We start from the raw sequence: 26,387 nt of genomic DNA, 5'->3' as shown, positions 1-26,387 counted from the left end.
TCTGTCCTTTCGCCGTTGGACAGCGCGCGCGCCCGGCGGCACAAGGGCGCGATGAAACGCCTGTCCGCCGCTGCCGCGCTGCTCGCCCTTATGCCGATCCAGTCCTTCGCCGAGCAGCCGGCGCCCGATCCGCTGGGCTTCGTCGATCCGATGATCGGCACCGGCCCCGAAGGCCATACTTTCCCGGGCGCGACCGCCCCCTTCGGCATGGTCCAGCTGTCGCCCGACACCGACGCGACGTGCCAGATCCGCGACTGCTACGATCACGCCGCGGGTTACAGTTATAACGACCCTACGATTCAGGGGTTCAGCCACACGCATTTCTCGGGCGCGGGCCATTCGGACCTCGGCGATATCCTCGTCATGCCGCAGGCGGGTGGGGTCAAGCTCGATCCGGGCGATCCGAAACAGCCCGGCTCGGGTTATCGCCAGCGCTTCGACCATGCGACCGAAAAGGCGAGCCCTGGCTATTACGCCGTCACGCTCGCCGATAGCGGCATCCGCGCCGAACTCACCGCGGGCACGCGCGTCGGCGTCCACCGTTACAGCTTCCCCGCGGGCAAGCAGGCGCACCTGCTGCTCGACCTCCGCTCGTCGCTCTACGACTATCCGGGCAAGATCCTCTGGTCGGGTCTGCATCTCCGCCCCGACGGCACGCTCACCGGCTTCCGCGAGACGCGCGGCTGGGCGCCGGGGCGCAAGCTCTTCTTCGCGATGCGCTTCTCGGCGCCGCTCAAGACCCACGCCTTCATCGATCGCGACGAGAAGGTCGCGTATAAGGGCTTCCAGGCGCCCGGCCGCGGCAGCGACGCGCTCGCCGAAAAGCTCGGCAAGGCGCTCGAAGCGCGGCTCGATTTCGGCGCGCTCGGCGGCCCGCTCGAAGTCCGCGTTGCGCTCTCTGGGGTCGACGAGGCGGGTGCTGTCGCCAATCTCGATGCCGAAAGTGCCGACTTCGATACCGTCCGGTCGCGTACCGAAGGCGAATGGCGCAAGGCCTTGGGCGCGCTCGAAATCGAAGCGCCCGCGCCGATGCGCACCAATCTCTACACCGCGCTCTATCACAGCCTGCTCGCGCCGAGCGTGTGGAGCGACGTCGACGGGCGCTATCGCGGCCCCGACGATCAGGTCCACGCTGCGAAGGATTTCACCTTCCGCTCGACCTTTTCGCTCTGGGACACGTTCCGCGCGCAGCACCCGCTGCTGACGCTCGTCCAGCCCGATGCGATGAACAGCGACATCGTCAAATCGCTCGTCGCGAGCCGCAAGGCGAGCCCGCACGGCATCCTGCCCGTGTGGCAGTTCCACGGCCGCGAGACCTGGACGATGATCGGCTATCATGCCGTCCCGGTGATCGCCGACGCCTATATGAAGGGCGTGGGCGATTTCGACGCGAACGAAGCGCTCGACGCGATGGTCGCGAGCGCCGAATATGCCCCCTATGGCGGGCTCGGCGATTATATGAAGCTCGGCTATGTCGCGATCGACCGCGAGCCCGAGGCAGCGTCGAAGACGGTCGAATATGCCTATGACGACTGGACGATCGCACGCATGGCCGAGAAGATGGGGCGGAAGGACATTGCCGACCGCTTCTACAAACGCGCGGGTTACTGGCGGAACAGCTTCGATGCGAAGACCGGCTGGCTGCGCGCGCGCAAGGCCGACGGCAGCTTCCGCACCCCCTTCGATCCGACCGCGATCAACTATGGTTCGGACTATACCGAGGGCAATGCATGGCAATATAGCTGGTTCGTTCCGCAGGATCAGGCCGCGCTCTTCCGCATCCTCGGCGGCGACGCGAAGACGATCGCGAAGCTCGATGCGATGTTCGATTATGACAATAGCAAGCTCGACTATAGCCATGCCGAGGATATTGCCGGGCTGATCGGTCAATATATCCACGGCAACGAACCGAGCCATCACGTCGCCTATCTCTACGCCTATGCCGGCGCGCCGTGGCGGACGCAGGAGCGGCTGAAGCAGATCGTCGACAGCCAGTATAAGCCGACCCCCGATGGCCTGTCGGGCAACGACGATCTCGGCCAGATGTCGGCGTGGCTCGTCTTCACCGGTCTTGGTTTCTATCCGGTCGCGCCGGGGTCAAACCAATATGTGATCGGCCGGCCCTTCGTCGACCGTGCGGTGCTGAATCTGCCCGGCGGCAAGCGCTTCACCGTCGAAACGGCGGGGCTTTCCGATGCGAACCGCTACGTCGGCAAGGTCGAGCTCAACGGCAAGCCGCTGACGCGCAGCTGGATTTCGGACGCCGAAATCCGCAGCGGCGGCACGTTGCGCTTCACGATGCAGGCAAAGCCCGACACCGCGTGGGGCAAGGCGCCGGGCGCGCGGCCCTATTCGCAGTCGACCGCGCGCTAGAGCGTTTTCAAGTCAGGTGGAATCACCTGACGACTCAGAAAACGCGGTAAAACTAGAATCTAGAGTGCCGGTTTTGATTCAATCAAAACCGAACGCACTCTAGGTCTGTTCGCCGAACTGCAGCGTCATCGCCAGTTCCTCGACGTCGAGGTCGCGTTCGAGTTCGTGAAGAACCTCGTCCTCGATCAGCCCGGCGCGATGGATACGGAGCAGCTCGGCGCGCCCGGCGGCGATCGCCTGCAGCAGGACGTCGAAATGCGAGCGTAGCCCGTCCATCGCGGTGCTGGCGTCGGCCTCGTACCGCTCCATGAAATTCATCCGCTTGCGATGTTCTTCGAGCATCATCGGATGGATCAGCGTGCCATTCTCGTCATAAGCGAGCCGCTCGATCACCGCGAACCGCGCGCGCGCCATCGCGGCTTCGGCGGCGGGCAGCGCCATTTTTGCGGGCGGATCGGTGTCGATCGGCTTCACCGCGCGGATGAGCATCCCGAGGCTCGACCCCTGCGCGACGACGGTCACGAAGATCACCGCGAACGCGCAAATCAGCATCAGGTCGCGCCCGGGCATGTCGACGGGCAGGGTCAGCGGCACCGCCAGCGTCACGACGCCGCGCATCCCGGCCCAGCTCAGCACCGTCGCTTGCCGCCAGCCCAGCGGCCGCGCGCGTTCCAGTCCGACCTTGCGGGCGATACCCAGAAGCGCCTCCGACCCGAAAATCCAGACGAAGCGCGCGATGGTAACGGTGATCACGACCGCGGCGATCACGATGGTCCACGACAGCGGCATCGCCTCGATCCCGCCGATCCGTTCGATCACGCCGCGCAGCGAAAAGCCGATCAGGATGAAGACGAGCGCTTCGAGGACGAACACCATGATGAACCACCCCGAATTGGCGCGGAGGCGGACGTCGGCGGACAATATCTCATGCTGATACCAGCCCATCGCAAGGCCCGCGGTGACGGTCGCGATGACGCCTGACACATGCACGGCTTCACCGGCGATATAGGCGGCCCAGCACAGCAGGATCGTGACGAGCATGACGAGCATGCGGTCCTGGAGGCGTTTGGCGAGAAAGATCCAGCCCGCGGCGACCAGCGCGCCGACGATCACCCCGCCGATCGCGACGAAGGCAAAGCTCTGGATCGCCTCGCCGGTGTGGAACACCCCGCTGAGCGTCGCGGCGACCGCGAAGCGGAAGAGGATGAGGCCGGTCGCGTCGTTGAGCAGGCTTTCGCCTTCGAGCAGGGCTTCGAGCCGGCGCGGCAAATGGACGCCCTTCAGCACCGCGCGCGCCGACACCGCGTCGGGCGGCGAGACGATCGCGCCAAGCGCGAAGCACGCCGCCCAGGGCAGTTCGGGCAAGATCATGTGGACGACCACGCCGACGACGAGCGTCGTGAACACTACCGCGCCCACGGCCAGCGACAGGATGCCGGGAAGGTGGCGGCGAAACCGGCCGAGCGCGGTAAAATAGGCGCCGTCCATCAACAGCGGCGGCAGGAACAGCACAAGCGCGAGTTCGGGGTCGAGCGAGATCGCCGGCAACCCCGGGATGAAAGCGAGCGCGCCGCCGCCGACAAGGAGCGCGGTCGCGGGCGGCCAGCGCAGTTTCAGCGCCAGCCAGTGCAGCCCGATGACGAGCGCGAGCAGCCCGAGGACGAGTTCGAAGGTTTCGACGGGGTGCATCGGATCAGGTCCGGTCCATGGCGAGGTCGAACGATGGTGTCATATGGAGGCCCCTCATTTTTCGCCTAATCCGGCACCATCATTTGTGACGGTGTTCGCATCCGCGATCAATGCTGGAGATTGTGCCAGCGCAAAAGCCTAACGGCCTTTCGCGGGGGCATTGGCCACCGGTCCGAGAGGGCGGACGGGGGAATGCAAAAGGAGGAACCTTTATCCCCCGCCCGCCGCGCTCGGCAGCTGCGACGGGGGATGAGGTTTGGTGTGCACAAGAGAACATTAGGAGAACAAAATATGTTCGTCAACCTGTTTCTTGCGGTTTTTCAGCGGGGCCGCGCGTCCGGTTGACGCGAACGTCAATCAGGGTCAATGCATAGCAAACGAAGGAAAGGGAGTGTGATGGCGGAACAACCGAAATTCGACCTGACGGGACGCGTGGCGCTGGTGACCGGGGCGTCATCGGGCCTCGGTGCGGGCTTTGCGAAGGCGCTGGCGGCGGCGGGAGCGAAGGTCGTGCTTGCCGCGCGGCGCGCCGACAAGCTCGCGGAACAAGTGGCCGCGATCGAGGCGGCGGGCGGGCAGGCGATCGCGGTCAGCATGGACGTCACCGACGAGGCATCGACGATCGCCGCCTATGACGCCGCCGAGGCGGCATTCGGCACCGTCGACACGATTGTCGCCAATGCCGGGGTCGCGACCGAGAAGATGGCGATGAGCCTGTCGGTCGCCGACGTCGACTTCCTGCTCGCGGCCAATGTCCGCGGCGTCTTCCTGACCGCGACCGAGGGCGCCAAGCGGCTCGACAAGGCGGGCAGCCGCGAGAAGCAGCATGGCCGCATCGTCCTCATCGGCTCGATCACCGCCGAAAAGGTTTTTCCCGCGACCTCGGTCTATGGCGCGACCAAGGCGGCGGTGCGCCACCTCGGGAAAGCGCTCGCGCGCGAATGGGCGCGGCGCGGGATCAGCGTCAATGTGATCCAGCCCGGCTATTTCGAATCCGAAATGACCGCCGAATTGTTCGAGGGCGACGTCGGCGCGGCGATGGTAAAGGGCTTCCCGCGCCAGCGGATGCGTCCGCCGAGTGACCTCCACGCGCCGCTGCTCCTCCTCTGCTCCGACGCCGCGATGGGCATCACCGGCAGCGTGATCACCGTCGACGACGGTCAGACATTGTGACCGAGCTGCTGATCGAGGCGCGCGGCGCGGTCGAGATCGCGACGCTCAACCGCCCCGAACGCCTCAATGCGCTCAACGAGGCGCTGGTCGACGAGCTCAACGCCTATTTCGGCGGGCTTGCCGAGCGCCCCGACGTGCGCGTCGTCATCCTGCGCGGCGCGGGGCGCGGCTTCTGCGCCGGGCTCGATATTCAGGAGGACCGGTCGAGTGACGAAACGCCAGTGCTCCGCACGCTGCGCATCCAGACGCGCATCGGCAATATCTATCGCAAGATGCGCGCCTGTCCGCAGCCGATCATCGCGCTCGGCCATGGCGCCGCGGCGGGGGGCGGCCTGTCGCTGCTGCTCGCATCGGACGTGCGCTATGCCTCGCCCTCGTTCAAGGCGAACGCCGCCTATATCCGCATCGGCCTTGGCGGCTGCGACATGGCGTCGAGCTATTTCCTCCCGCGCCTCGTCGGCGCGAGCCTCGCGTCCGAGATGATCTTGACCGGCCGCTTCATCGATGCCGGGCGCGCACTGCGCGCGGGCCTCGTCAGCGAGGTCGTCGACGAAGAGGCATTACTCGGCCGCGGCCTCGCGCTCGCCGACGAGATGCTGGCGACGTCGCCCTATGGCCTGCGCCTCTCGAAACAGGCGCTGAACCTCAACCTCGATGCGCCGAGTCTCGACGCGGCGATGGCGATCGAGGACCGCCAGCAGGTCATCCTTTCGGCGACCGATGACCACCGCGAAGCGCTCGCCGCCTTCCTCGAAAAGCGCGCTCCCGACTATCGCGAGCGATAAGGTTAAGGCTTCCGTATCACCCCCATTGACTCGCGAATATATTGACATAGTAAGTGCCATATCCCGAGGGGGTGGGAGTGATGGCAGTACGCAGGAGGACCACTAAATGCCGGGTCGCTTAGGCGGGTCCCGGCGTGCTGCCATCATCATTATCGGCGCCCTGATCACCATCGCGCCCGCGCAGGCGCAGCGCGCTCCATCCGCGCCAAAGCACCCCAACATCGTTATCCTGCTTGCCGACGACTGGGGCTTTTCGGACGTCGGTTCGTTCGGTTCCGAAATCGCGACGCCGAACATCGACGCACTGGCAAAAGCGGGGATGCGCTTTTCGAACTTTCATGTCGCGGGGTCGTGCTCGCCGACACGCGCGATGCTCCAGACGGGGGTGATGAATCACCGCAATGGGCTCGGCAACATGCCCGAGACGATCCCCGACGAGCATCGTGGCAAACCCGGTTACGATACGGTGATGAACCTGCGCGTAGTCACGATCGCGCAGCTTCTGAAGGCGGCGGGCTATCGCACCTACCTCACCGGCAAATGGCACCTCGGCAGCGACGCGAAGCGCCTGCCGCACGCGCGCGGCTACGACCGCGCCTACAGCCTCGCCGATGCCGGCGCCGACAATTTCGAACAGCGCCCGATCGAGGGCATGTACGACAGCGCCGCATGGACCGAGAATGGCAAGCCCGCGACCTTGCCCAAGGATTATTATTCGTCGCGCTTCGTCGTGCAGCGGATGATCGACTATATCGAGGCGGACCGGAAAAGCGGCAAACCCTTCCTCGCGTCGATCAACTTTCTTGCCAATCATATCCCCATCCAGGCGCCCGACAGCGACATCGCGCTTTATTCGGCGATGTACAGCGACGGCTGGACAGCGCTCCGCGCCGCGCGGGCGAAGCGCGCCGCGGCGCTCGGCACCGTGCCCGCGGGCGTGCCGATCGTGACGATGGCGACGACGCCCGATTGGAAAAAACTCGACGCCGAAGAGCGCGCCGCCGCGGTGCGCGTGATGCAGGCCTATGGCGGGATGGCGACCGCGATGGACCGCGAGGTCGGCCGCCTCGTCGCGCATCTCAAGGCCACGGGCGATTATGAGAACACGATCTTCGTCTTCCTCTCGGACAATGGCGCCGAGCCGACCAACCCCTTCAACAGCCTGCGCAACCGCCTGTACCTCGATATGCAGTACGACCTCGCGACCGCAAACATCGGCCGGCGCGGCAGTTTCGCCGCGATCGGTCCAGGCTGGGCGAGCGCCGCGGCGTCGCCCCTGTCGGGGTACAAGTTCAGCGCCGCCGAAGGCGGGCTGCGCGTTCCGCTGATCATCGCCTGGCCGGGCCACGCCGAGATCCGCGCGGGCGCGATCAGCAACGGCCTCGCGCATGTCACCGACATTATGCCGACGCTCACCCAGCTTGCCGGCGTGCCGGACCACGGCGGAAGCTGGCAGGGCAAGGCGGTCGAACCCGTCACCGGGCGCAGCCTTGTCCCCATGTTGAAAGGCGGGGCGGGCAGCGTCCATGGCGACGCGCCACTCGGCTATGAATTGTCGGGCAATGCGGCGCTGTTCCGCGGCGATTACAAGCTGGTGCGCAACCTCGCGCCGACCGGCGACGGCAAATGGCGCCTGTTCAATCTCAAGGTCGACCCCGGCGAAACACGCGACCTTGCTGCTGCCGAGCCCGAGCGTTTTGCAGCGATGATGACCGACTACCGCGCCTATGCGAAGGCGAACGGCGTGCTCGACATGCCCGCGGGCTACACCGCCGACGAACAGATCAACGCCTATGCCTTCGAGCAACAGGGCAAGCCGCGGCTGATCCGCCTCGGCCTGAGGGTTGGCGGGATCGCCGTGCTGCTGTCAGCGCTTGTCTGGGGCCTTCGCCGCCGGCGCCGGGCGCGCCGTATCGATCAGGCGAAAGCCGATATGGTCGGTGCCTAGGCTGCGTTCCTGGAACTGGCGCGCCGCGGGACGATAACGCGCGCAATAATTGGCGGCACACAGGAAGCTGCCGCCCTTGATCACATTGCTCTCGCCGCCCGCCTTGTTCGTCGTCCATTCCCACACATTGCCGATCAGGTCGTGGACGCCGTGCCGGTCGGCGGGGAAGCAGGCGACCGGCGCGCGACCGGTAAAGCCGTCGGTGCCGAGGTCGCGCGCCGGAAAGGCGCCCTGATAATAATTGGCCAGCGGCTTGCCCGCCTTGTCGACCGGGACATTGCGGTCGGCGCCGCCGGTTGCGGCGGCAAGCTCCCACTGCTCCTCGCTCGGCAGCGCCTTGCCCTTCCATTTGGCATAGGCGAGCGCATCGTCATAACCGATCTGCACCACCGGGTCGCGGCCTCGTCCGTCGATATTCGTCTTGGGGCCTGCCGGATGCCGCCATTCGGCGCCGACGACCCAGCGCCACCAGTTCGGATTGCCGTCGGTCGGCGCGGTGAACACCGCCGAGCCCGGGATCAGCATTTCGGGCGGTGCGCCGGGCAGCTTCGGCGGGTCCTGCTCGGCGAGCGTCTTGTACCCCGTCGCTTTCACGAATTCGGCGAATTCGGCGTTGGTGACCTCGTGCGTCGACATCCAGAAACCCGCGACGGTCGCGTCGCGCGCCGGGCCTTCTTCGGGCAGGTGTGCGTCGGCGCCCATCGCAAAGGTCGCGCCGGGGATCCACACATAATCCTCTGCGGGGATCGCCGGACATTCGGGCGCCTTCGCTTCGGCAAGCGGTGCGTCCTTCGCCTCGCCGCACGCCGCGAGCGCGCCGAGCATTGCGAGCGACAACAGGACCGAAGCTTCGCGCATCAATCTTCTTCGACGATCGTGGTCATCACCGCGTCGACCATCTGCCCCATCACCGCTCCGGCCTCCTCGGCCGACAGGCTCTGGTCGTGGCGCAGCGTGCGCCAGGTCTGGAAAGACAGCGCGGCGCACAAAGCCTCGACGCCGATCCGGTCGGCGCGGACCGAAGCGGGGAGCAGGCGGACGATCAGCTCGCGCTCGAGCATCACGACGCGGCTATATTGTCCCATCAGGAAGGGCGACTGGTACCGCTTGATGTTGGCGGCAAGGCGGAAGGGCAGCGTCGCCTCGAACACGTCGACCCGCCGGCGGACGAGTTCCCCCATATTGGCGCGCCACGGCTGGTCGGGATAGGGCGCCACGACGATCGGCATCACGCGCTCGGTGATTGTCGCCGTGATCTCGGCATAAAGCGCGTCCATATCGTCGAAATGGCGGAATACGGTGCGCAGACCGATGCCCGCCTCTTCGGCGACGCGCGCCGCGCTCGGCGACAGGTCGCCCGCGACGATCAGCTCCATCATCGCCTCGACGATGCGCTTGTGGCTCGACCGCCCGCGTTCGCGGCGGCCGTCGACTCTGCCGGGCTCGATCTTTGGCGCGTCTATCTTCTTCACCCCTGTCGTCATGACCTCTCTGCTGGCCCGGCTTGGCGCCGGGGTCAAACAATCTTGCGTATCGGCCAATATAGTGACACATATAGTGTCAATAGTTTTGGAGCAAGCCGAGCGCAGGGAATAGGGGCCGAAGATGAAGAAAACATGGGTTGCTCTGTGCGTAGTGGCCGCCGCGGGCGCGGGTGGCTATTGGGCCTATGAGGCGAATAAATACAAGCTTCCGGGTATCGTTCAGGACTGGAAGGATCCGGTGCAGCCGAACCGCGCGGTCGTGTGGCAGCAGGGTCCGGCGAAGGCGCATGCCACTCCGCCGGGGGGCAAAAGTCCGCCCAACATCATCCTGATCGTCGCGGACGATCTCGGTTACAACGACATCAGCCTCAATGGCGGCGGGGTCGCGGGCGGGATCGTCAAGACGCCGAATATCGACGCGATCGCGCGCGAAGGAATCAACTTCACCACCGCCTATGCCGCGAACGCGACCTGCTCGCCGTCGCGCGCGGCGATGATGACGGGACGCTACCCGACGCGCTTCGGTTTCGAATATACGGCGGTGCCGGTCGAGTTCGCCGAAAGCGTTTCGCACGGCGAGGGGGTCGGGCCGCACAAGGCGATCTTCCACAAAGACCTGATCACGCCCGACATCCCCGCCTATCCCGACATGGGCGTGCCCGCAAAGGAAGTGACGATCGCCGAGGCGGTCAAGGCTGCGGGTTATCACACGCTCCACATCGGCAAATGGCATCTGGGCGAGGCGCCGGCGCTGCAACCGCACGCGCAGGGCTTCGACGAAAGCCTTGCCGTGCTCGGCGGCGCGGCGATGTTTCTGCCCGAGGATGACGCCGATGCGGTGAATGCGAAGTTGCCGTGGGACCGCATCGACCATTTCCTGTGGGCCAATTTGCGCCATGCGGTGACCTTCAACGGCGGCAAACGCTTCCATCCCAAGGGGCATATGACCGATTATTTCGCCGATGAGGCGATAGCGGCGATCGCGGCGAACAAGAACCGGCCCTTCTTCCTCTATCTCGCGTTCAACGCCCCGCACACGCCGTTTCAGGCGACAAGAGCGGACTATGCAAAGCTGCCGCAGATCAGGGACCACAAGACGCGCGTTTACGGTGCGATGATCGCGCAGCTCGACCGCCGTATCGGCGACGTGATGGCAAAGCTGAAAGAAGCGGGGATCGACGACAACACCCTCGTGATTTTCACCAGCGACAATGGCGGCGCTTGGTACACGGGCATCGACAACTTGAACGCACCCTATCGCGGATGGAAGGCCACTTTCTTCGAAGGCGGCATCCGCACCCCCTTCTTCATGCGCTGGCCGGGGCATCTCGCGCCCGGATCGACGCGCGCCGATGCAACGGGGCATATCGACCTGTTCTCAACCATAGCGGCCGCGGCGGGCGCGAAGGTGCCGGCCGACCGGATCGTCGACAGCGAGGATATCTTGGCGGGCCCCGCAAAGCGTACGGCGCTCTATTGGCGCTCGGGCGATTATCGCGCCGTGCGCGCCGGCGACTGGAAGCTGCAGGTGACGAAGCGGCCCGAAAAGGCGCGCCTCTATAATCTCGCGGTCGATCCGACCGAACGGCGCGACCTGTCGGCAAGCGAGCCACAGCGCGTCGCCGAGCTTCGCGCGATGATCGACGCGCAGAACAAAGGCATGGCCAAGCCCATCTGGCCGGGGTTGGTCGAAGCGCCGGTGCGGATCGACGTGCCCCAGAATGCGCCGTGGAAAGACGGCCAGGATTATGTCTACTGGACGAACTAAAGCCCGGTGCCCTGTAGCGCCCGCTCGATCATCTCGCGTCCGCTCGTCGCGGCAAAGGGGAAGGATCGCAGGAAAGTCCCCCGCGACACTTGCGGGTCGAGTTGCCGCGCCCGCCCGATCCACTGCGCCGCGCGCTCGTGATTGCCCGACGCCTCGGCGGCGATCGCCGCGATCACCGCGATATGCTTGTGCGCGCCGGGCGACTGCGCGGCGCGCTCGCCCCAGTCGATTGCGCTCTGATAGTCGCCGCGCATCAACGCACTGACCGAGCGCACCCCCAGCATCGCATAGCGCAGCGGATCGAGCGGGCTCAGGCGCAGCGCCAGTTCGGCATGTTCGTCGCTGTGGCCGATGTCGCATTGCGTCATCTCGGCCCAGGCTTTCGAATAGATCGCCTGCGCATAATTGGGGCTGAGCGCGATCGCCGCCGACAGCCGCTCCATGCTTTCGGGCACCGCATCGGCAAACCACAGCGAGCGGCCGAGGTTGAGGTGCGCGAAGGGATCGAGCGGATCGAGCTGCACCGCGCGCTCGGCAAGCGACCGCGCCTGCTCGGCCATCGCGTCGGGGTCGTCCGAATATTGCAGGAAGCAATCCTGAAAGCGCGTGAAGGACAGCCCCGACAGCGCGCGCGAGAAATTGGGGTCGCGTGCCAGCGCCTGCGCGAACAAATCTGCCGCGCGCGCATTGTCCGACCGGTTGAAGCGGAACATATGGTCGAGCCCGAGGTGATAGGACGACCAGGCGTCGAGCCCGGACTCGGGCATGCGGCGCGCGCGCTCGACTTCGTTCTGGACGATCCGCGTTTCGAGGTTGGCGATCACGGCGCCAAGCACCTCGCAGCGCAGCTCGTGCATTTCGTCGCGGCCGGCGGTGAAGCGGTCGGCCCACACCACTGCGCTGTCGCTCGTCCGCGCGAGCGTGACCGACAGGATGACGCGTCCGGCGGCTTCCTCGAGCGTCCCGGTCAGGCAATAACGGACACCCAGCGCGGCGCCGACCTGTTCGCAGCTCACCTCCTGCCCGCGAAAGCGGAAGGTCGAGGTGCGCGCGATCACCAGCAACCAGCGCAGCCGCGACAAGTCGCCGATCAGCTCATCGGCCAGCGCATCGGCGACAACCGACAGCGGGCCGGGACCGCCGACGAGATGGAAGGGAAGGACCGCGATCGACGGCCGTTCCTCGGCGGCGGGGGCGGGGGCTGATCGATCGGCGGCGGGTTCGGCGAACCGCCGCACGGGAGCAGGCGCCTGTTCGAACAGGACCTGCGCACCGAACCGAAAGCCCTTGCCGTGGACGGTGCGGATGAAGCGCTGTTCCTTGCCGTCGTCGCCCAGCGCCTGCCGCGCCGCCTTGACGCGCGAGGCGACCGCGGCTTCGGACACGATCCGGCCGCCCCAGATCTTCTCGATAATCTCGTCCTTGCTGACGAGGCGGTCGGCATTGCTCGCGAGCAGGATCAGCAGCGACAGCACCTGCGGCTCCAGATGCTTCGCGTGCCCGTGCTCGCGCAGCTCGAACTTGCCCGGATCGAGCTCGAAGCCTGCAAAGCGGTAGATCAGGGCGGCGCCGAACGACAAGCCAGCATTTCTCCATAACTTCTCCATGCCGTCTTCAAGCATGGGACCACGGAAAGCCTATTCAGCGTCATATCGAACCGGCACCCGGTTTCGTTCAAGGAGGCTATCGTGACGCTCGCAACAACCAGGCCGGAAACGGCGCCTACCGCGCCGCAAACCGAAAATCTATCAACGACGGGTAACCCGAACAAGGCTCTTTGGGAGAAGGGGGATTTTACCCGTCTCGCCGCGTGCATGCGCGAAAGCGGCGATGCGCTGATCGAGAGCCTCGGCGTGCATGCCGGGCTCGACGTGCTCGATCTCGGCTGCGGTGACGGCACGACCGCGCTGCCGTCGGCCGCCCGCGGCGCGAAGGTGCTCGGCGTCGACATCGCATCGAACCTTGTTGCCGCCGGCAATGTCCGCGCCCGCGAAGCCGGCCTGTCGAACCTGCGCTTCGAGGAGGGCGACGCCTCGCATCTCGATGGACTCGCCGACAACAGCTTCGATCTCGTCGTCAGCATCTTCGGTGCGATGTTCGCGCCGCGGCCGCTCGACACCGCTGCCGAAATGGTTCGCGTGACGCGCCCCGGCGGGCGCATCGTGATGGGCAACTGGATCCCCGGCGATCCGACGCTCATCGCGCATGTGCTCAAGATTTCTGCCGCCTACACCCCGCCGCCGCCCGAAGGCTTCGTCAGCCCGGTGACCTGGGGACAGGAAGAGGCGGTGCGCGAACGTTTCGCCGCCGCGGGCATAGCGCAGGACCGGATCATGTGCGAACGCGCGACCTACACCTTCCGCTATGCGGGAAGCCCGCGCGAATTTCTCGCGATCTTCCGCGACTATTACGGCCCGACGATGAACGCCTTTGCTGCCGCCGAGGCAAGCGGCCGCCGCGCCGAGTTGCAGACCGAACTCGAACAATTGTTCGAACGCGAAAATTGCGGCGGTGCCGATCGCACCGAAATTCCGGCGACCTATCTCAAGGTCACCGTCCGCAAATAGGACCCTGCCGATGCCGCTCCTGCATTCTCCCGGCGGGGGCGGCGTCATGCATTCTTCTCTTCGAACAATGGCTTCCAAGGTAATTGGCCAACCGCCGGCTTTGTGGCAGGTGAGGGGTATCCAACCCTTTCCGTCCCGGAGCCCCCATGCGAACCTTGCTGCTTTCGATTGTTCTTCTGGCGTCCGCCGCACCCGTCTTTGCACAGGACGCCGTCGTCGACACCCACGTCCATCTGCACAAGGGCGAGGCGTCGGTCGCAGAATATCGGGCGCAGCTCAAAGCGTCGGGCCAGTCGGTCGACGCCTTCGGCGCGATGTGGTTCGGCGGCCCCAACCAGGCGCTTGCGGGCAACCCCGCCGACATTCGCAAACGCAACGACGAACTGATCGCGCTCGCGGCAAAGAACCCCGATATGATCGCGATCGCGACCGTCCACCCCTATGACGGCGACGCCGCACTCGCGGAGGTCGACCGCGTGGCCGCGCGCGGCGTCAAGCTGCTCAAGATTCACCCACACACCCAGAAATTCGACGCCGCCGACCCGCGCGTGCTGACGCTCGTCAAGCGAGCGGGCGACCGGGGCATGATCGTCGTCATGGACAACGCCAGCATCGTCCCCAGCGACAATGAGAAACTCTTCAACCTCGCGCTCGCGGCGCCGAAGACGAAATTCATCTTCGGCCATATGGGCGGGCTGGGTTTCCGCTTCTGGAACATCCTCGCGCTCGCGCGCACCGCCGAAAATCTCTTTGCCGACAATATCTATTTCGACATTTCGGCGAGCGTCATCCTCGCCGCGGATTCGCCGATCGAGGCCGAATATGTCTGGACGATCCGCAACGTCGGCGTCGACCATGTGCTGATCGCGTCGGACTTCCCGCAAATTTCGCTACCCAAAACGCTTGAAGCCTTCGCCAAGCTCGACCTGACCGACGAGGAGCGCGCCAGGATCCGCTCGGGCAATGCGCGAAAGCTGCTCGGGCTTTAGACGATCGCGAGCGCGAAGAGCAGCGACACGGCAAAGCTCGCCAGCGATGCCAGCAGCACCGGAACGCCCGCGCGCCAGCCCATGTCGAGCAGCAAGTCCATCCGCGTCCGCATCGCGGTCGCGGTCACCGCGAGCAGCAGCAGCGCCTTCGACGCGGTCAGCGCGCCGCCGCGCACCGCATCGGGGATCGGCGCAAGGCTGTTCAGCGTCACCATCGCGAAGAAGGCGACGATGAACCAGGGCAGGGCAAGGCGCCGCCAGATGCGCCCGTCGCTGCCGTCCTCGGGCTTGAGCAGCAGCCCGACGAGCGCCACCACGGGGGCGAGCAGCGCGACGCGCGCGAGCTTGACGATCGTTGCGCTCGCCCCCGCCGCGTCGGAAAAGGCATAGCCGCCGCCGATCGCCTGCGCGACGTCATGGATCGACGCGCCGATCAGGAACCCCGCCTGCGCATCGCTGAGCCCGAAGCGTGCGGCGAGCAGCGGATAGATGGTCATCGCGAGCGCGCTGGCGAGCGAAACGCCGACGAGGGTCAAGGCGAACTGCGCCTGCGACAGCCGCTGCCGCCCGATCACGCCATAGAGCGCCAGCGCCGCGCTCGCGCCGCAGATTGCGGTCGCACCGCCCGCGAGCAGCCCAGCGTAGGCGGATTGTCCCGAAATCCGCGCGCCCAGAAATCCCGCGCCCATCGTCAGCGTCATGATGATGATCAGCGCCGCGAACGGCACCGGCCCGAGCACCGCGATCTGCAGAAAGGTCACCTGCAGCCCGAGCACGACGATCCCGATGCGCAGGAAGGTGCGCGAAGCGAAGTCGAGCCCGCGGTGCGTCGCCTCGTTCGTCGCGATGAAATTGAGCGCCAGCCCGACGAGCAGGCCGAGCAGGATGATCGGAAAACCATAATGGTCGGACAGCCATGCCGCGGCCGCCGATGCCACCGCGCAGGCGGCGAGACCCGGAAACAGGCGGCCTTTCGGCGCCGTGCCGGCCCTGGTCTGCGCGAGATGCAATTCGCCGAACAGGTCCCCGCCGCTGGGCAAATTGTTCCAATGCGCATGGCGCATCGATGTCAGATCGTTTCTGTCTAACGCTGTCATAAGATCGCGCCATATCGCCAACGCGGGTGCTGGCGCAAGGCTTCTCTTGCGGCGCGCGGCGCGACGCGCCAAAGCAGACAGCGCCAAAGAAGACAGCGGTGGTCAACAGGCCGAACGGGGAGATGCGCAGCCGTGACGAGGATTTTCCAGCCGGGTGCGGAGCGCAAGCGCGCATGACCCGGGCGACGATCAAGGATGTGTCGCGCGTCGCCGGCGTGTCGATCAAGACCGTCTCGCGCGTGCTCAACAAGGAACGCTATGTCAGCGACGACATGCGGCAAAAGGTCGAGGAAGCCGTCGCGCGCCTCAACTATCACCCGAGCCAGGCGGCGCGCACGCTCGCCGGAAAACGCTCGTTCCAGATCGGGCTGATCCACGACAACCCCAGCCCCTATTATATCTTCAACATGCAGGCCGGGGTCGGACAGCGCTGCCGCGAGGCCGACTTTCGCATGATCGTCCAGCCGTGCGACATCAACTCGCCCGGCCTTGTCGACGACATCGGCGCGCTGATCGATCAGGCGCAGCTCGACGGCATCATCATGACCCCCCCGGTGACCGACGTCGGCACCGCGCTCGCCGAGCTGTTCCGCCGCAAGATTCCTGTCGTGCGCGTCCAGCCGGGCACCGATTTGACCGCGACATCAGCGGTTTACATCGACAATGTGCAGGCGGCCGACGACATGACCGCGTACCTCATCTCGCTCGGCCACCGCCGCATCGGCTTCGTCACCGGGCACGGCAATTATTTCGCGAGCGGCCAGCGGCTGACCGGATATCGGCAAGCGCTCCAGCGCGCAGGCATCGGCTTCGACGCGGCGCTGGTCTTTCCGGGCCAGTTCGATTTCCAGTCGGGGACCGCCGCGGCCGAGGCGCTGCTGGCGCTCGACCAGCCGCCGACCGCGATCTTCGCGAGCAGCGACGATATGGCCGCGGGTGTCCTCGCCGCCGCGCACCGGCTGGGGGTCGCAGTGCCCGACCGGCTATCGGTTGCGGGCTTCGACGACACCGACCTCGCGCAGGTCGTCTGGCCGTCGCTGACCACGATCCATCAGCCGATCCGCGACCTCGGCTACGCCGCCGCCGACCTGCTGCTCGAATTCGGCGAGACGATCGAGCGCCGGCAGCTTCCGCACAAGCTGGTCGTGCGCGGCTCGACCGCGGCGCCGAAAGGCTGAGCGGGAGGGGCCGCCGCGGCCCGCCCATCGGGCGGAAAAGTCAGGACTTGCCAAGCAGATGGCAGGCCGGTACACCGGCCGTCCGTTCCAATGCGAAGAAAGGAGGGCGCAATGAAATTTTCGATCGCAGCATGCCCTCCCGGAAGGTTTAGAGCCTTCGAGCGCTTCGACCACTAGGTCCTGAAGCCTCCGTGATCCGGTTTTCCGACCCGATCGCCCCCTGATACAACGCTTTGGAGACGGCGCTTTCGCGCCGGTTCATGATATGACATCGACACCCGACACGGGCCGCGCGAATTCGATTCGCCGCGTCCTCGACTTCACTTTCCGCCACTGGGCCGTGCAGCGCGGGCGCGCCGCCTTCATCGCCCTGTTCATCACCGTCGCGACGGTCACCGAGATTTTCGTGCCGCTGTACGCCGGCCGGCTGATCGACGCGCTCGCCGCCGGCCGGCGGGACGGCGCGCTCGCGCTTTTCGCGGCGATGGCGGCGCTCGGCCTCGCGATGGTGATCCTCCGCCATTTCGCGTGGGCGGGCATCATCCCCTTCACGCTGCGCATGATGCAGGGCGTGACGCAGGGCAGCTTTCACCGCGTCCAGCGTTTCTCGACCGACTGGCACGCCAACGCCTTCGCCGGTTCGACGGTGCGCAAGATCACGCGCGGCATGTGGGCGTTCGACACGCTCAACGACGTGCTGCTGCTGCAGCTGCTGCCGTCGGCCGTCGTGCTTGTCGGCACGATGCTCCTCCTCGGCTGGCACTGGCCGGTGCTCGGGCTCGTCATGGGCATCGGCGCGGCGCTCTATGTCGCGATGACCGTCGCACTCGCCGCGCGCTGGGCCTCGCCCGCGGCGACGCTGTCGAACGCATGGGACACAAAGCTTGGCGGCCTCCTCTCCGACGCGATCGGTTCCAACGCCGTCGTCAAGGCGTTCGGCGCCGAGGACCGCGAGGAAGCGCGTGTCGGAACATTGCTCGCCAAATGGGCGAAGCGCACGCGGCGGACGTGGATGCGCTACACCTGGTCGGGCAGCGCCCAGATCCTGCTCCTCTGGGTTGTGCGCAGCGCGATCACCGGCGTGGCGCTGTGGCTGTGGTGGCGCGGCGCCGCAACGCCGGGCGACGTCGCCTTCGTGCTCACCAGCTATTTCGTCGTCCACGGCTATCTCGTCGACATCGGCTTCCATATCCATCACCTGCAACGCTCGGTGAACGAGATGGAGGAACTCGTCGATCTTCACGACCAGCCGCTGGGGATCGAGGACCGGGCGGACGCCGCGCCGATCCGGATCGGCGCCGGCGAAATACGCTTCGACGATGTCACCTTCCGCTATGGCGGGCACGAAACGCCGCTCTACGAACATCTCGACGTCCTGATCCGGGGTGGCGAGCGGGTCGGTCTTGTCGGCCATTCGGGATCGGGCAAGACGAGCTTCGTCAAACTCATCCAGCGCCTCTACGACGTGAACGAGGGGCGGGTGACGATCGACGGGCAGGATGTTTCGCACGCGACCCAACAGTCGCTGCGCGCGCAGATCGCGATCGTGCAGCAGGAGCCGATCCTGTTCCACCGCAGCCTTGCCGACAATATCGCCTATGCCCGTCCCGGCGCGACCCGGGCGGAGGTCGAGGCGGCGGCACGGCTCGCCAACGCGCACGACTTCATCGCCCGGCTCCCGCGCGGTTACGCGACGCTTGTCGGCGAGCGCGGGGTCAAGCTGTCGGGCGGCGAGCGTCAGCGCGTGGCGCTCGCACGCGCCTTCCTCGCCGACGCGCCGATCCTGATCCTCGACGAGGCGACGTCGAGCCTCGATTCGGAAAGCGAGGCGCTGATCCAGCAGGCGATGGACCGGCTGATGAAGGGGCGCACCGCGATCGTCATCGCGCACCGGCTGTCGACAGTGCGCACGCTCGACCGAATCCTCGTGTTCGATCAGGGGCGGGTGATCGAGGATGGCAACCATGAAGCGCTGCTGGCCGATCCCGACGGTCAGTATCGCCGGCTGTTCGATCGGCAGTCGGGCAATATCATCGACGAGGATGACGAGGATCCGGCGTTGATCGACGCATAACGCCAAGCGGGCAGGCCACCGGTCGTTGTCCTTCGGGAAATGATCGGGAGCCTGCCCGCACCCCAGAATCAAAAAACCGCTGTCCATTCCGATATGACAACGTTATCTCATCCGCCGGACAGATAGATTCGGGGAGAGACGATCTTGGCGCAAATCGCCGATAAACGCCGCTGGCTCGTGGTGGGACTCGTCTTCATCGCGATCGTCCTCAACTATGTCGATCGCCAGATTCTCGCGCTTTTGAAGCCGACGCTCCAGCTCGAGTTCGACTGGACCGACCGGGATTACAGCCACATGGCGTCGGCCTTCCAGTTCGCCGCCGCGCTCGCCTTCCTCGGCACCGGCTGGTTCATCGACAAGGTTGGCCTCCGCTGGGGCTTCGCGATCGGCGTCGGCGTGTGGAGTCTCGCCGGCATGGCGCACGCCTTCGCCTCGACCGTTTCGGGCTTCGTCGCATCGCGTGCCGTCCTCGGCGCCGCCGAATCGATCGGCACCCCCGCCGCGGTGAAGACCGCCGCGACTTACTTTAACGCGAAAGAACGCAGCTTCGTCCTCGGCCTCGGCGGCATCGCACCCAACGTCGGCGCGATCCTGACGCCTTTGCTCATCCCGCTGATGGCGCTGATGTGGGGGTGGCAGGCGACCTTCCTGATCGCGGGCGGGCTCGGCCTTGTTTGGGTCGTGGTCTGGCTGATGGTGCGCATTCCCGAACAGCCGAACGCCGCGCGCGACGCCGCGGCGCCGAAAATCGCCTGGAGCAGTCTGCTGCGCGATCGCCGCCAATGGGCGGTCATCCTCGGCAAAGCGCTGACCGATCAGGTGTGGTGGTTCCTGCTTTTCTTCATGCCCGACCTGTTCCACCGCGTCTTCGGGCTGACGCAGGGCACGCTCGGGCTTCCCGTCGCCTTCGTCTATTTCATGGCCGCGCTCGGCGGCATCACCGGCGGTTATCTACCCTCCTACCTGATGGGGCGCCGCGGCTGGACCGTCAACGCGGCGCGCAAGACGACGATGCTCATTTACGCGCTGCTCATCCTGCCGGTGCCCTTGCTCGTCGGCGTCGACAGCGCATGGACCGCCGCGATGATCCTCGGCCTCGCGCTCTTCGCGCATCAGGGTTTCTCGACCAATCTCTTCGGCCTCACCACCGATGTCTTCCCCGCGCGCATCGTCGGCTCGGCGATCGGCATCGGCGCCTTTGCCGGGAACCTCTCGGGCATGGCGATGATCGAGTTCGCGGGCTGGTCGCTCGATACGGGGCGCGGCTATCTGCCGATGTTCCTCGTCTGCGCCATCACCTATCTCGTCGCGCTCGCCGCGATCCACCTCATCCTGCCGCGCATCGTCGCGGTGGATGAGGAGGAGGATGGCGAGGTGCAGGTGCTGGCGCATTGAATAATTTCCTCGTCATTCCCGCGAAAGCGGGAACCCAGTGTGGAGTAAGCCGACGCACGCTCTGGGTCCCCGCTTTCGCGGGGATGACGAAAGAAAGAGATTAGCTCGCACCGCATACGAAACCCGCTTCCCTCGTCCCGAATTATGGAGTATATGACAGCGATGTCAGATTTTCTTCCCGCTCCCGCCAATGTGACTCTCGCCGGTCATGAGGTTTCACCCATCGCATGGGGCATGTGGCGCTTCGCCGGCGTCGACGTCGCGACTGCTCGCGCCCGCATCGATGCTGCGTTCGAAGCCGGCGTCACCCTGTTCGACACCGCCGATATCTACGGCTGCGATACTCCCGGCGGTTTCGGCTCGGCCGAGGCTTTGCTTGGCGACGTTTTCGCCGAAGCCCCCGCCATGCGTGACAAGATGGTGCTCGCGACCAAGGGCGGGATCATCCTCGGCGTACCCTATGACAGCAGCGCGCCCTATTTGACCTCGGCCATCGACATCTCGCTGAAACGCCTGCGCACCGACCATGTCGAGCTGTGGCAGATCCACCGCCCCGACCTGCTCACCCATCCTCAGGAAATCGCGCGCACGCTCGAGGAGGCGCACCGCGCGGGCAAGATCGGCGCGATCGGCGTCTCGAACTTCACGCCTGCCCAGACCGCGGCGCTCGCCAAATTCCTCCCCGTTCCGGTGGTCAGCCACCAGAGCGAATTTTCGCCGCTGCATCTCGCCCCGCTCTTCGACGGCATCTTCGACCAGTCGATGGCCGAGGGCATGCGCTTCCTCGCCTGGTCGCCGCTCGGCGGCGGCCGGCTCGGCGATCCGGCCGACGAGCGCACGCGCGCAGTCGCCGGACTGCTCGATGCGAAGGCCGCCGAATACGGCGTCTCGCGCGCCGCCGCGACCTACAGCTGGGTGATGGCGCATCCCGCGCGCCCGATCCCGATCGTCGGCACGCAGAATGTCGAACGCATCAAGGAAATTCCGCAGGCCTTCGCCCCGCGCTGGACGCGCGCCGAATGGTACGCGGTGCTGCAAACATCGATGGGGGAGAATCTGCCATGACCGACCGCAGTTGCGAAGTCAGCTGGTTTTCGGCGCTCTGCGACGACGACTATGAATTCCTCGGCGTTCCCGACCCGATGCTCAAATCGAGCTGGGAACATTGCCGCGACATCGTGATGCAGGCGGACTCCTTGGGGTTCGATAATATCCTGCTCCCCTCGGGCTATGCGCTTGGCATCGACACCACCGCCTTCGCTGCCGCGGTCGCGACGATGGTCAAGAACATCCGCTTGCTGATGGCGGTGCGCATCGGCGAAAGCTGGCCCCCGCAGCTCGCGCGCCAGATCGCGACAATCGACCAGATCCTCGGCGGCCGCCTGACCGTCAACATCATCTCGTCCGACATGCCCGGCGAGACGATGGACTCCGAACCGCGCTACCGCCGCACGGTCGAGGCGATGCATATCCTCAAAACCCTGCTCAACGGCGAGGCACTCGACCATGACGGCGAGTTCTGGAAGCTGCAGGTCGCCCCCGCGCGCGTCGGCACCGTCTCGGGCAAGGCGCCGCCGCTCTATTTCGGTGGCCTCTCGCCCGCTGCCCGCGATGCCGCCGCGAAGGGTTGCGACGTCTTCCTGATGTGGCCCGACCGCGAAGAGGTGGTGAAGGAGATCATCGCCGACATGACGCAGCGCGCCGCCGCCTACGGTCGCACCCTCAAATTCGGCTACCGCGCGCACATGATCGTGCGCGACACCGAGGCCGAAGCGCGCACCGCCGCCGACCGCCTGCTCTCGAAACTCGACGCCGCGAAGGGCGCCGAGATCAAGGCCAAGTCACTCGACTCGCAGTCGTTCGGCGTCAACGCGCAGGTCGCTTTGCGCGAGGCCGCCTCCGACGACGGCTATGTCGAGGACAATCTGTGGACCGGCGTCGGCCGCGCCCGCTCGGGCTGCGGCGCCGCGATCGTCGGCGACCCCGATCAGGTTCTCGCAAAGCTGAACCGCTATCAGGACATGGGCATCGAAGCCTTCATCCTCTCAGGTTATCCGCACGCCGCCGAAGCCGATCTCTTCGCGCGCCATGTGCTGCCGAAGATGAAGCACGGGCCGCTGGAACTCTGACGACCTCGAATCCCCTCAATTCGTCACCCCGGACTTGATCCGGGGTCCCGCTTTCAACGTCGCTGAGCGGATCCCGGATCAAGTCCGGGGTGACGTCGGCTTTATGAGGATGCCCCGCCCCCACGTTTGAGACGTAGGAGAGAAGGAGGCGGGGCGAGCGCGCTTAAGCAGCGTTCGCCTTACCTGTCGATGAACAAAAGATTTTATCCAGCCCAAACCTGCGCATAAAGCGTCGCCATCTCCTCCGCATCGGGCACGCGCGGATTGTTCGCCGGCGACCCCGACGCCGCCGCCTGCGCGCACATCGTCGGGACCAGCGCATCCCAGCGCGCCGCGTCGATCCCCCACGCCGCCGGACCCGGCACTTCCAACTCGCGATTGAGCGCCGCCAACTCATCGAGCAACCGTGCCACCGCCGACTGGTCACCCTCGGCTTCGTCCGCCGCCCCCATCGCGCGCGCGCAATCGGCATAGCGATGCAGCGCCGCGGGCGCCGACCAGGCGGTCACCGCGGGCAGCAGCATCGCGTTCGACAATCCGTGCGGCACGTGGAAATGCGCGCCGATCGGCCGGCTCATCCCGTGGACCAGCGCGACCGAACTGTTCGAGAAAGCGATCCCCGCCTGCGTCGCACCCAGCATCATCGCCTCGCGCGCCGCCGCATCCATCGGATCGCTGCACACGCGCCGCAAATTCGGTGAGATCGCGCGCATCGCGAGCAAGGCCATGCCGTCGCTGAACGGGTTCGCGCGCTTCGACACATAGGCCTCGATCGCGTGCGTCAGCGAATCAATCCCGGTATCGGCGGTCAACCGCACCGGCTTGGTAAAGGTCAGCTCATAATCGACGAGCGCCGCAACCGGCAGGTAGGCGAGCCCCGGGCACAGCATCTTTTCGTCGGTCGCCTCGTCGGTGATGATCGTGAAGCGCGTCGCCTCCGACCCCGTGCCCGCGGTCGTCGGGATCGCGATCACGGGCAACCCCGGCGCATCCTGCACATGCGGCGCCTTGTAATCGGCCATCGCCCCGCCGAACCGGCCGAGCAGGGCAATCGCCTTCGCGCTGTCGAGCGGGCTGCCGCCGCCGAAGCCGACGACGCAATCATGATCGCCTTCGAGGAGGAACGCGACCCCAGCATCGACCGACGCCACCGTCGGGTCGGGCACCGTGTCGGCGAACACCCGCGCCGCGATCCCCCCCGCCGTCAGACCATCGACCAGTTCGGCAACCCGCCCGCTGCTGACCAGCCAGCCGTCGGTCACGATCAGCGGCCGCGCCAGACCCAGCGCGCCAAGCACCTCGGCCAATTGCTTCGATGCGCCGCCGCCGATGCGGAAGATGCGGGGCAGGGCGATACTCGCGATACTCAACTCACCATCTCCTCGCGGATCGAACTCCGCGCCATCCAGAATAGCGCCGAGGCGAGCGCGCCGAAGAGGATGAAGATCATCAGCGACCAGCGCACGCCTTCCGCCGACCCTAGCCCCATCGGGCCCGAGAGGAAATCGCTGACCACACCCACCCCGAGCGGGCCGAGCCCAAGCCCGAGCAGGTTGATGATGAACAGCAGCACCGCCGACGCCGTCGCGCGCGTCTGCGGCCGCACCAGCCCCTGCACCGCGGCGAAGCCCGGCCCGTACCAGAGCGTGTTGAGCACCGGCGGAAAGGCGAACATGATCAGCGCGAACACCGCCGAATCAGCCATCAGCCCCGCGATGTAGAAAGGGATGCCGAGGAAGGTCGAAACCGCCGGGATCGCCACATAAGCGCGGAGGTCGCGCGCGCCATATTTGTCGGCCAGCTGCCCGCCCATCCAGGTGCCGAGCGCGCCTGTCAGCCCGAGCACGATGCCGAGCGCAACGCCGAGAAACCCCGTCAGCCCCAGCCCGAAATCGCTCGCGATCGCGGTCAGCTCCTCGGCGTGGTTGCGAAAAAAGAAGGGCGCGAGGAAGGCTGCGGCGCCATAGCCGATGAACGCCTTGATCGCGGCGGCAAAGGCGATCAGCCAGAAGGTGCGCTTGCCGCGGATCTCGGCCATCGCGGTCTTGAAGTCGGGCCGCGCCGCCTTGAGCGCCGCGAGATCGCCGTGCATCTGCCGCCGCGGTTCCTTCAGCGTCGTCCACGCGATCAGCGCCATCAGCACCCCCGGCGCCCCCGCGAACAGGAATGCCGTCCGCCATCCATAAGCATCGGCGATCAACCCGCCGAGCGCGAGCCCAAACAGCCCGCCGAGCGGGATACCGAGCGAATAGAAGGCGAGGGCTGAAGCGCGTTTCTCCTTCGGCGTGTAATCGGTGATCAGCGAATGCGCGGGCGGCGTGCACCCCGCCTCGCCAATCCCGACCCCGATCCGGCACAGCACCAGCTGCACGAAATTCTGCGCAAAGCCGCACGCGACGGTGAACACGCTCCACAGTCCCGCCGCCACCGCGATGATCCGCGGCCGGTCGCCCGTCTCGGCAAAGCGCGCGATCGGAATGCCAAGCACGGTGTAAAAGAGTGCGAACGCGAGCCCCGTCATCACCCCCAGCTGCCAGTCGGCCAGATGCAGCTCATTCTTGATCGGCTCGGCGAGGATCGAGACGATCTGCCGGTCGAGGAAGTTGAGGATATAGATGATCAGCAGCACCGTCAGCGCATAGCGGCGATACACCGGGGACACCGGCGCAATGACGGGCGGGGCGGGGGCTTCGGTTGTCATTTCATCCTCTCACGATCTTTTCTCTTCTTCGCTGTCCCTCCGTGATCCCCGGCGAAAGCCGGGGCCCACGAAGGCGAGCGCGGTCTTCCAATTCTGGGCCCCGGCTTTCGCCGGGGATCACGATGCGGCGCCCCACAAGACCAATTGACTCCCGCTCCCGACGCGATATGACAGCGTTGTCTGAAAGGAAAACCGTTGCCCGAATTGCTCGTTCTTCAATCGGTCTGGGGCCTCGACAAATGCCCCGGTTTCGACATCGAAAACCGCCTCGACGAAGCGCTCGGCCAGGTCGTTGCCGCGGGCTTCGACGGCGTCGGCGTCAACCTCGCACGCACCGCGCGCACCGACGGCGTCGCGCGCGTGATGAACCCGCTCGGCCTCGCATGGGAAGGGCAGGTGCTCGTCCACGACGCCGACCAGCTCACCCACTGGATCGGCGAAGCCCACCGTCTCGGCGCGCATCACCTCAACGTCCAGATCGCCGGCCCGACCGCCGATTTCCGCGCCGCGCTGCGCCTGATCGACAGCCTCGTCGCTGCGGCGAAGGATGCGCCGCTCCCGGTCTGGTTCGAAACCCACCGCGGCCGTCTCACCAACGATTTGCTCTTCACGCTGCAATTGATCGAGGAACGCCCCGGCCTGCCGCTTACCGCCGACCTGTCGCACTATCCCGTCGCCGGCGAGATGGAACTGCCGCTTTCGGGCGACCAGCTCGCGGCGATCGAGACGATCCTGCAGGGGAGCCATAATTTCCACGGCCGCGTCTCGACGACGCATCAGGTACAGGTCGCGCTCGATGCGCCGCAGCACGCGGGCTGGCGCGACCAGCATATCGCCTGGTGGCGCCGCGGCTTCGAACTCTGGCTCGAACAGGCGCGCGCGGGCGACGCGCTGACCTTCATGTGCGAACTCGGGCCTCCACCTTACGCGATCACTGCGCCCGACGGCCGCGAACTGACGAACCGCTGGGACGAGGCGCAGCGCATGCGCGACATCGTGCGGGGGCTGTGGAGCGAGGTGAGCGGTTCCTAACTTCA

General features: G+C 66.1%; 20 protein-coding genes. 13 read left to right on the top strand and 7 right to left on the bottom strand.

All coding sequences use genetic code 11. The features are described 5' to 3' along the window. Nucleotides 1-51: 51 nt before the first annotated feature. Nucleotides 52-2,373, top strand: coding sequence for a GH92 family glycosyl hydrolase (locus ATE70_RS04955; protein WP_082639655.1), 2,322 nt, complete (start codon nt 52-54; stop codon nt 2,371-2,373). A 99-nt stretch (nt 2,374-2,472) separates the two neighbouring features. On the opposite strand, the gene ATE70_RS04950 is transcribed toward ATE70_RS04955, so the two are convergent. Beyond that, nucleotides 2,473-4,062, bottom strand: a complete 1,590-nt coding sequence (locus ATE70_RS04950) for a Na+/H+ antiporter (RefSeq protein ID WP_058536819.1) — start codon at nt 4,060-4,062, stop codon at nt 2,473-2,475. A gap of 396 nt (nt 4,063-4,458) precedes the next feature. On the opposite strand from ATE70_RS04950, the gene ATE70_RS04945 reads away from it, so the two are divergent. The 3 genes from ATE70_RS04945 to ATE70_RS04935 all read left to right on the top strand — a co-directional run bounded on the left by ATE70_RS04945 (nt 4,459) and on the right by ATE70_RS04935 (nt 7,968). Then, nucleotides 4,459-5,235, top strand: coding sequence for an SDR family NAD(P)-dependent oxidoreductase (locus tag ATE70_RS04945; protein ID WP_058536818.1), 777 nt, complete (start codon nt 4,459-4,461; stop codon nt 5,233-5,235). Next, nucleotides 5,229-6,020 (top strand): enoyl-CoA hydratase/isomerase family protein, encoded by a 792-nt coding sequence (locus ATE70_RS04940; RefSeq protein ID WP_058536817.1) that lies wholly within the window; start codon nt 5,229-5,231, stop codon nt 6,018-6,020. The genes ATE70_RS04945 and ATE70_RS04940 overlap by 7 nt, the downstream gene beginning before the upstream one ends. 106 nt (nt 6,021-6,126) lie before the next feature. Further along, the gene (locus tag ATE70_RS04935; RefSeq protein WP_058536816.1) at nt 6,127-7,968 is read left to right on the top strand and encodes an arylsulfatase; all 1,842 of its coding nucleotides are present in this window, start codon (nt 6,127-6,129) and stop codon (nt 7,966-7,968) included. Here ATE70_RS04935 and ATE70_RS04930 read toward each other — a convergent pair. Further along, nucleotides 7,888-8,826: a formylglycine-generating enzyme family protein gene (locus tag ATE70_RS04930; protein ID WP_058536815.1), complete on the bottom strand. Its 939-nt coding sequence runs from the start codon at nt 8,824-8,826 to the stop codon at nt 7,888-7,890. The genes ATE70_RS04935 and ATE70_RS04930 overlap by 81 nt on opposite strands. Then, entirely contained in the window at nt 8,826-9,452 is a 627-nt protein-coding gene (locus ATE70_RS04925) for a TetR/AcrR family transcriptional regulator (RefSeq protein ID WP_058536814.1), read from the bottom strand. Before ATE70_RS04925 ends, ATE70_RS04930 begins: the two co-directional genes overlap by 1 nt. 121 nt (nt 9,453-9,573) lie before the next feature. Between ATE70_RS04925 and ATE70_RS04920 the strand changes: the two genes are divergently transcribed. After that, nucleotides 9,574-11,220: a sulfatase-like hydrolase/transferase gene (locus ATE70_RS04920; RefSeq protein WP_058536813.1), complete on the top strand. Its 1,647-nt coding sequence runs from the start codon at nt 9,574-9,576 to the stop codon at nt 11,218-11,220. Here the strand turns inward: ATE70_RS04920 and ATE70_RS04915 are convergent. Beyond that, a complete protein-coding gene (locus ATE70_RS04915; protein ID WP_058536812.1) occupies nt 11,217-12,800 on the bottom strand; it encodes a winged helix-turn-helix domain-containing tetratricopeptide repeat protein in 1,584 nt (527 codons plus the stop codon). The genes ATE70_RS04920 and ATE70_RS04915 overlap by 4 nt on opposite strands. A 108-nt stretch (nt 12,801-12,908) precedes the next feature. On the opposite strand from ATE70_RS04915, the gene ATE70_RS04910 reads away from it, so the two are divergent. Both ATE70_RS04910 and ATE70_RS04905 read left to right on the top strand, forming a co-directional pair. Continuing rightward, complete coding sequence (locus tag ATE70_RS04910) at nt 12,909-13,787, top strand: class I SAM-dependent methyltransferase (RefSeq protein ID WP_231732742.1); 879 nt, start codon at nt 12,909-12,911, stop codon at nt 13,785-13,787. Between the two features lie 146 nt (nt 13,788-13,933). Then, nucleotides 13,934-14,776, top strand: coding sequence for an amidohydrolase family protein (locus ATE70_RS04905; protein ID WP_058536810.1), 843 nt, complete (start codon nt 13,934-13,936; stop codon nt 14,774-14,776). Here the strand turns inward: ATE70_RS04905 and ATE70_RS04900 are convergent. After that, nucleotides 14,773-15,840 (bottom strand): YeiH family protein, encoded by a 1,068-nt coding sequence (locus tag ATE70_RS04900; protein WP_058536809.1) that lies wholly within the window; start codon nt 15,838-15,840, stop codon nt 14,773-14,775. The two genes, ATE70_RS04905 and ATE70_RS04900, sit on opposite strands and share 4 nt — an antisense overlap. 206 nt (nt 15,841-16,046) lie before the next feature. Between ATE70_RS04900 and ATE70_RS04895 the strand changes: the two genes are divergently transcribed. The 5 genes from ATE70_RS04895 (at nt 16,047) to ATE70_RS04875 (ending at nt 22,649) form a co-directional block, all read left to right on the top strand. Continuing rightward, complete coding sequence (locus ATE70_RS04895; protein WP_058536808.1) at nt 16,047-17,051, top strand: LacI family DNA-binding transcriptional regulator; 1,005 nt, start codon at nt 16,047-16,049, stop codon at nt 17,049-17,051. A gap of 265 nt (nt 17,052-17,316) precedes the next feature. Continuing rightward, nucleotides 17,317-19,125 (top strand): ABC transporter ATP-binding protein, encoded by a 1,809-nt coding sequence (locus tag ATE70_RS04890; protein WP_058536807.1) that lies wholly within the window; start codon nt 17,317-17,319, stop codon nt 19,123-19,125. 144 nt (nt 19,126-19,269) lie between these two features. Further along, nucleotides 19,270-20,520 carry an MFS transporter gene (locus tag ATE70_RS04885; RefSeq protein WP_058536806.1) on the top strand — a complete coding sequence of 417 codons (1,251 nt, stop codon included), beginning with the start codon at nt 19,270-19,272 and terminating at the stop codon, nt 20,518-20,520. A gap of 162 nt (nt 20,521-20,682) precedes the next feature. Then, nucleotides 20,683-21,585, top strand: a complete 903-nt coding sequence (locus ATE70_RS04880) for an aldo/keto reductase (RefSeq protein WP_156419716.1) — start codon at nt 20,683-20,685, stop codon at nt 21,583-21,585. Continuing rightward, entirely contained in the window at nt 21,582-22,649 is a 1,068-nt protein-coding gene (locus ATE70_RS04875; RefSeq protein ID WP_058536805.1) for an LLM class flavin-dependent oxidoreductase, read from the top strand. The genes ATE70_RS04880 and ATE70_RS04875 overlap by 4 nt, the downstream gene beginning before the upstream one ends. Before the next feature lie 203 nt (nt 22,650-22,852). Here ATE70_RS04875 and ATE70_RS04870 read toward each other — a convergent pair whose 3' ends face one another. Further along, nucleotides 22,853-24,019 carry an iron-containing alcohol dehydrogenase gene (locus ATE70_RS04870; protein WP_082639643.1) on the bottom strand — a complete coding sequence of 389 codons (1,167 nt, stop codon included), beginning with the start codon at nt 24,017-24,019 and terminating at the stop codon, nt 22,853-22,855. Next, nucleotides 24,016-25,350, bottom strand: coding sequence for a spinster family MFS transporter (locus ATE70_RS04865; protein ID WP_058536804.1), 1,335 nt, complete (start codon nt 25,348-25,350; stop codon nt 24,016-24,018). Before ATE70_RS04865 ends, ATE70_RS04870 begins: the two co-directional genes overlap by 4 nt. A 195-nt stretch (nt 25,351-25,545) precedes the next feature. Here ATE70_RS04865 and ATE70_RS04860 point away from each other — a divergent pair, with 195 nt between their 5' ends. Then, nucleotides 25,546-26,382: a sugar phosphate isomerase/epimerase gene (locus tag ATE70_RS04860; RefSeq protein ID WP_058536803.1), complete on the top strand. Its 837-nt coding sequence runs from the start codon at nt 25,546-25,548 to the stop codon at nt 26,380-26,382. The last annotated feature ends 5 nt before the right edge of the window (nt 26,383-26,387 follow it).

The sequence above is a fragment of the Sphingopyxis sp. H053 genome (genome assembly GCF_001468225.1).
Classification (GTDB): domain Bacteria; phylum Pseudomonadota; class Alphaproteobacteria; order Sphingomonadales; family Sphingomonadaceae; genus Sphingopyxis.
Note: the sequence above shows the minus strand (reverse complement) of the source record. Positions and strands in the feature narration are given on the sequence as shown.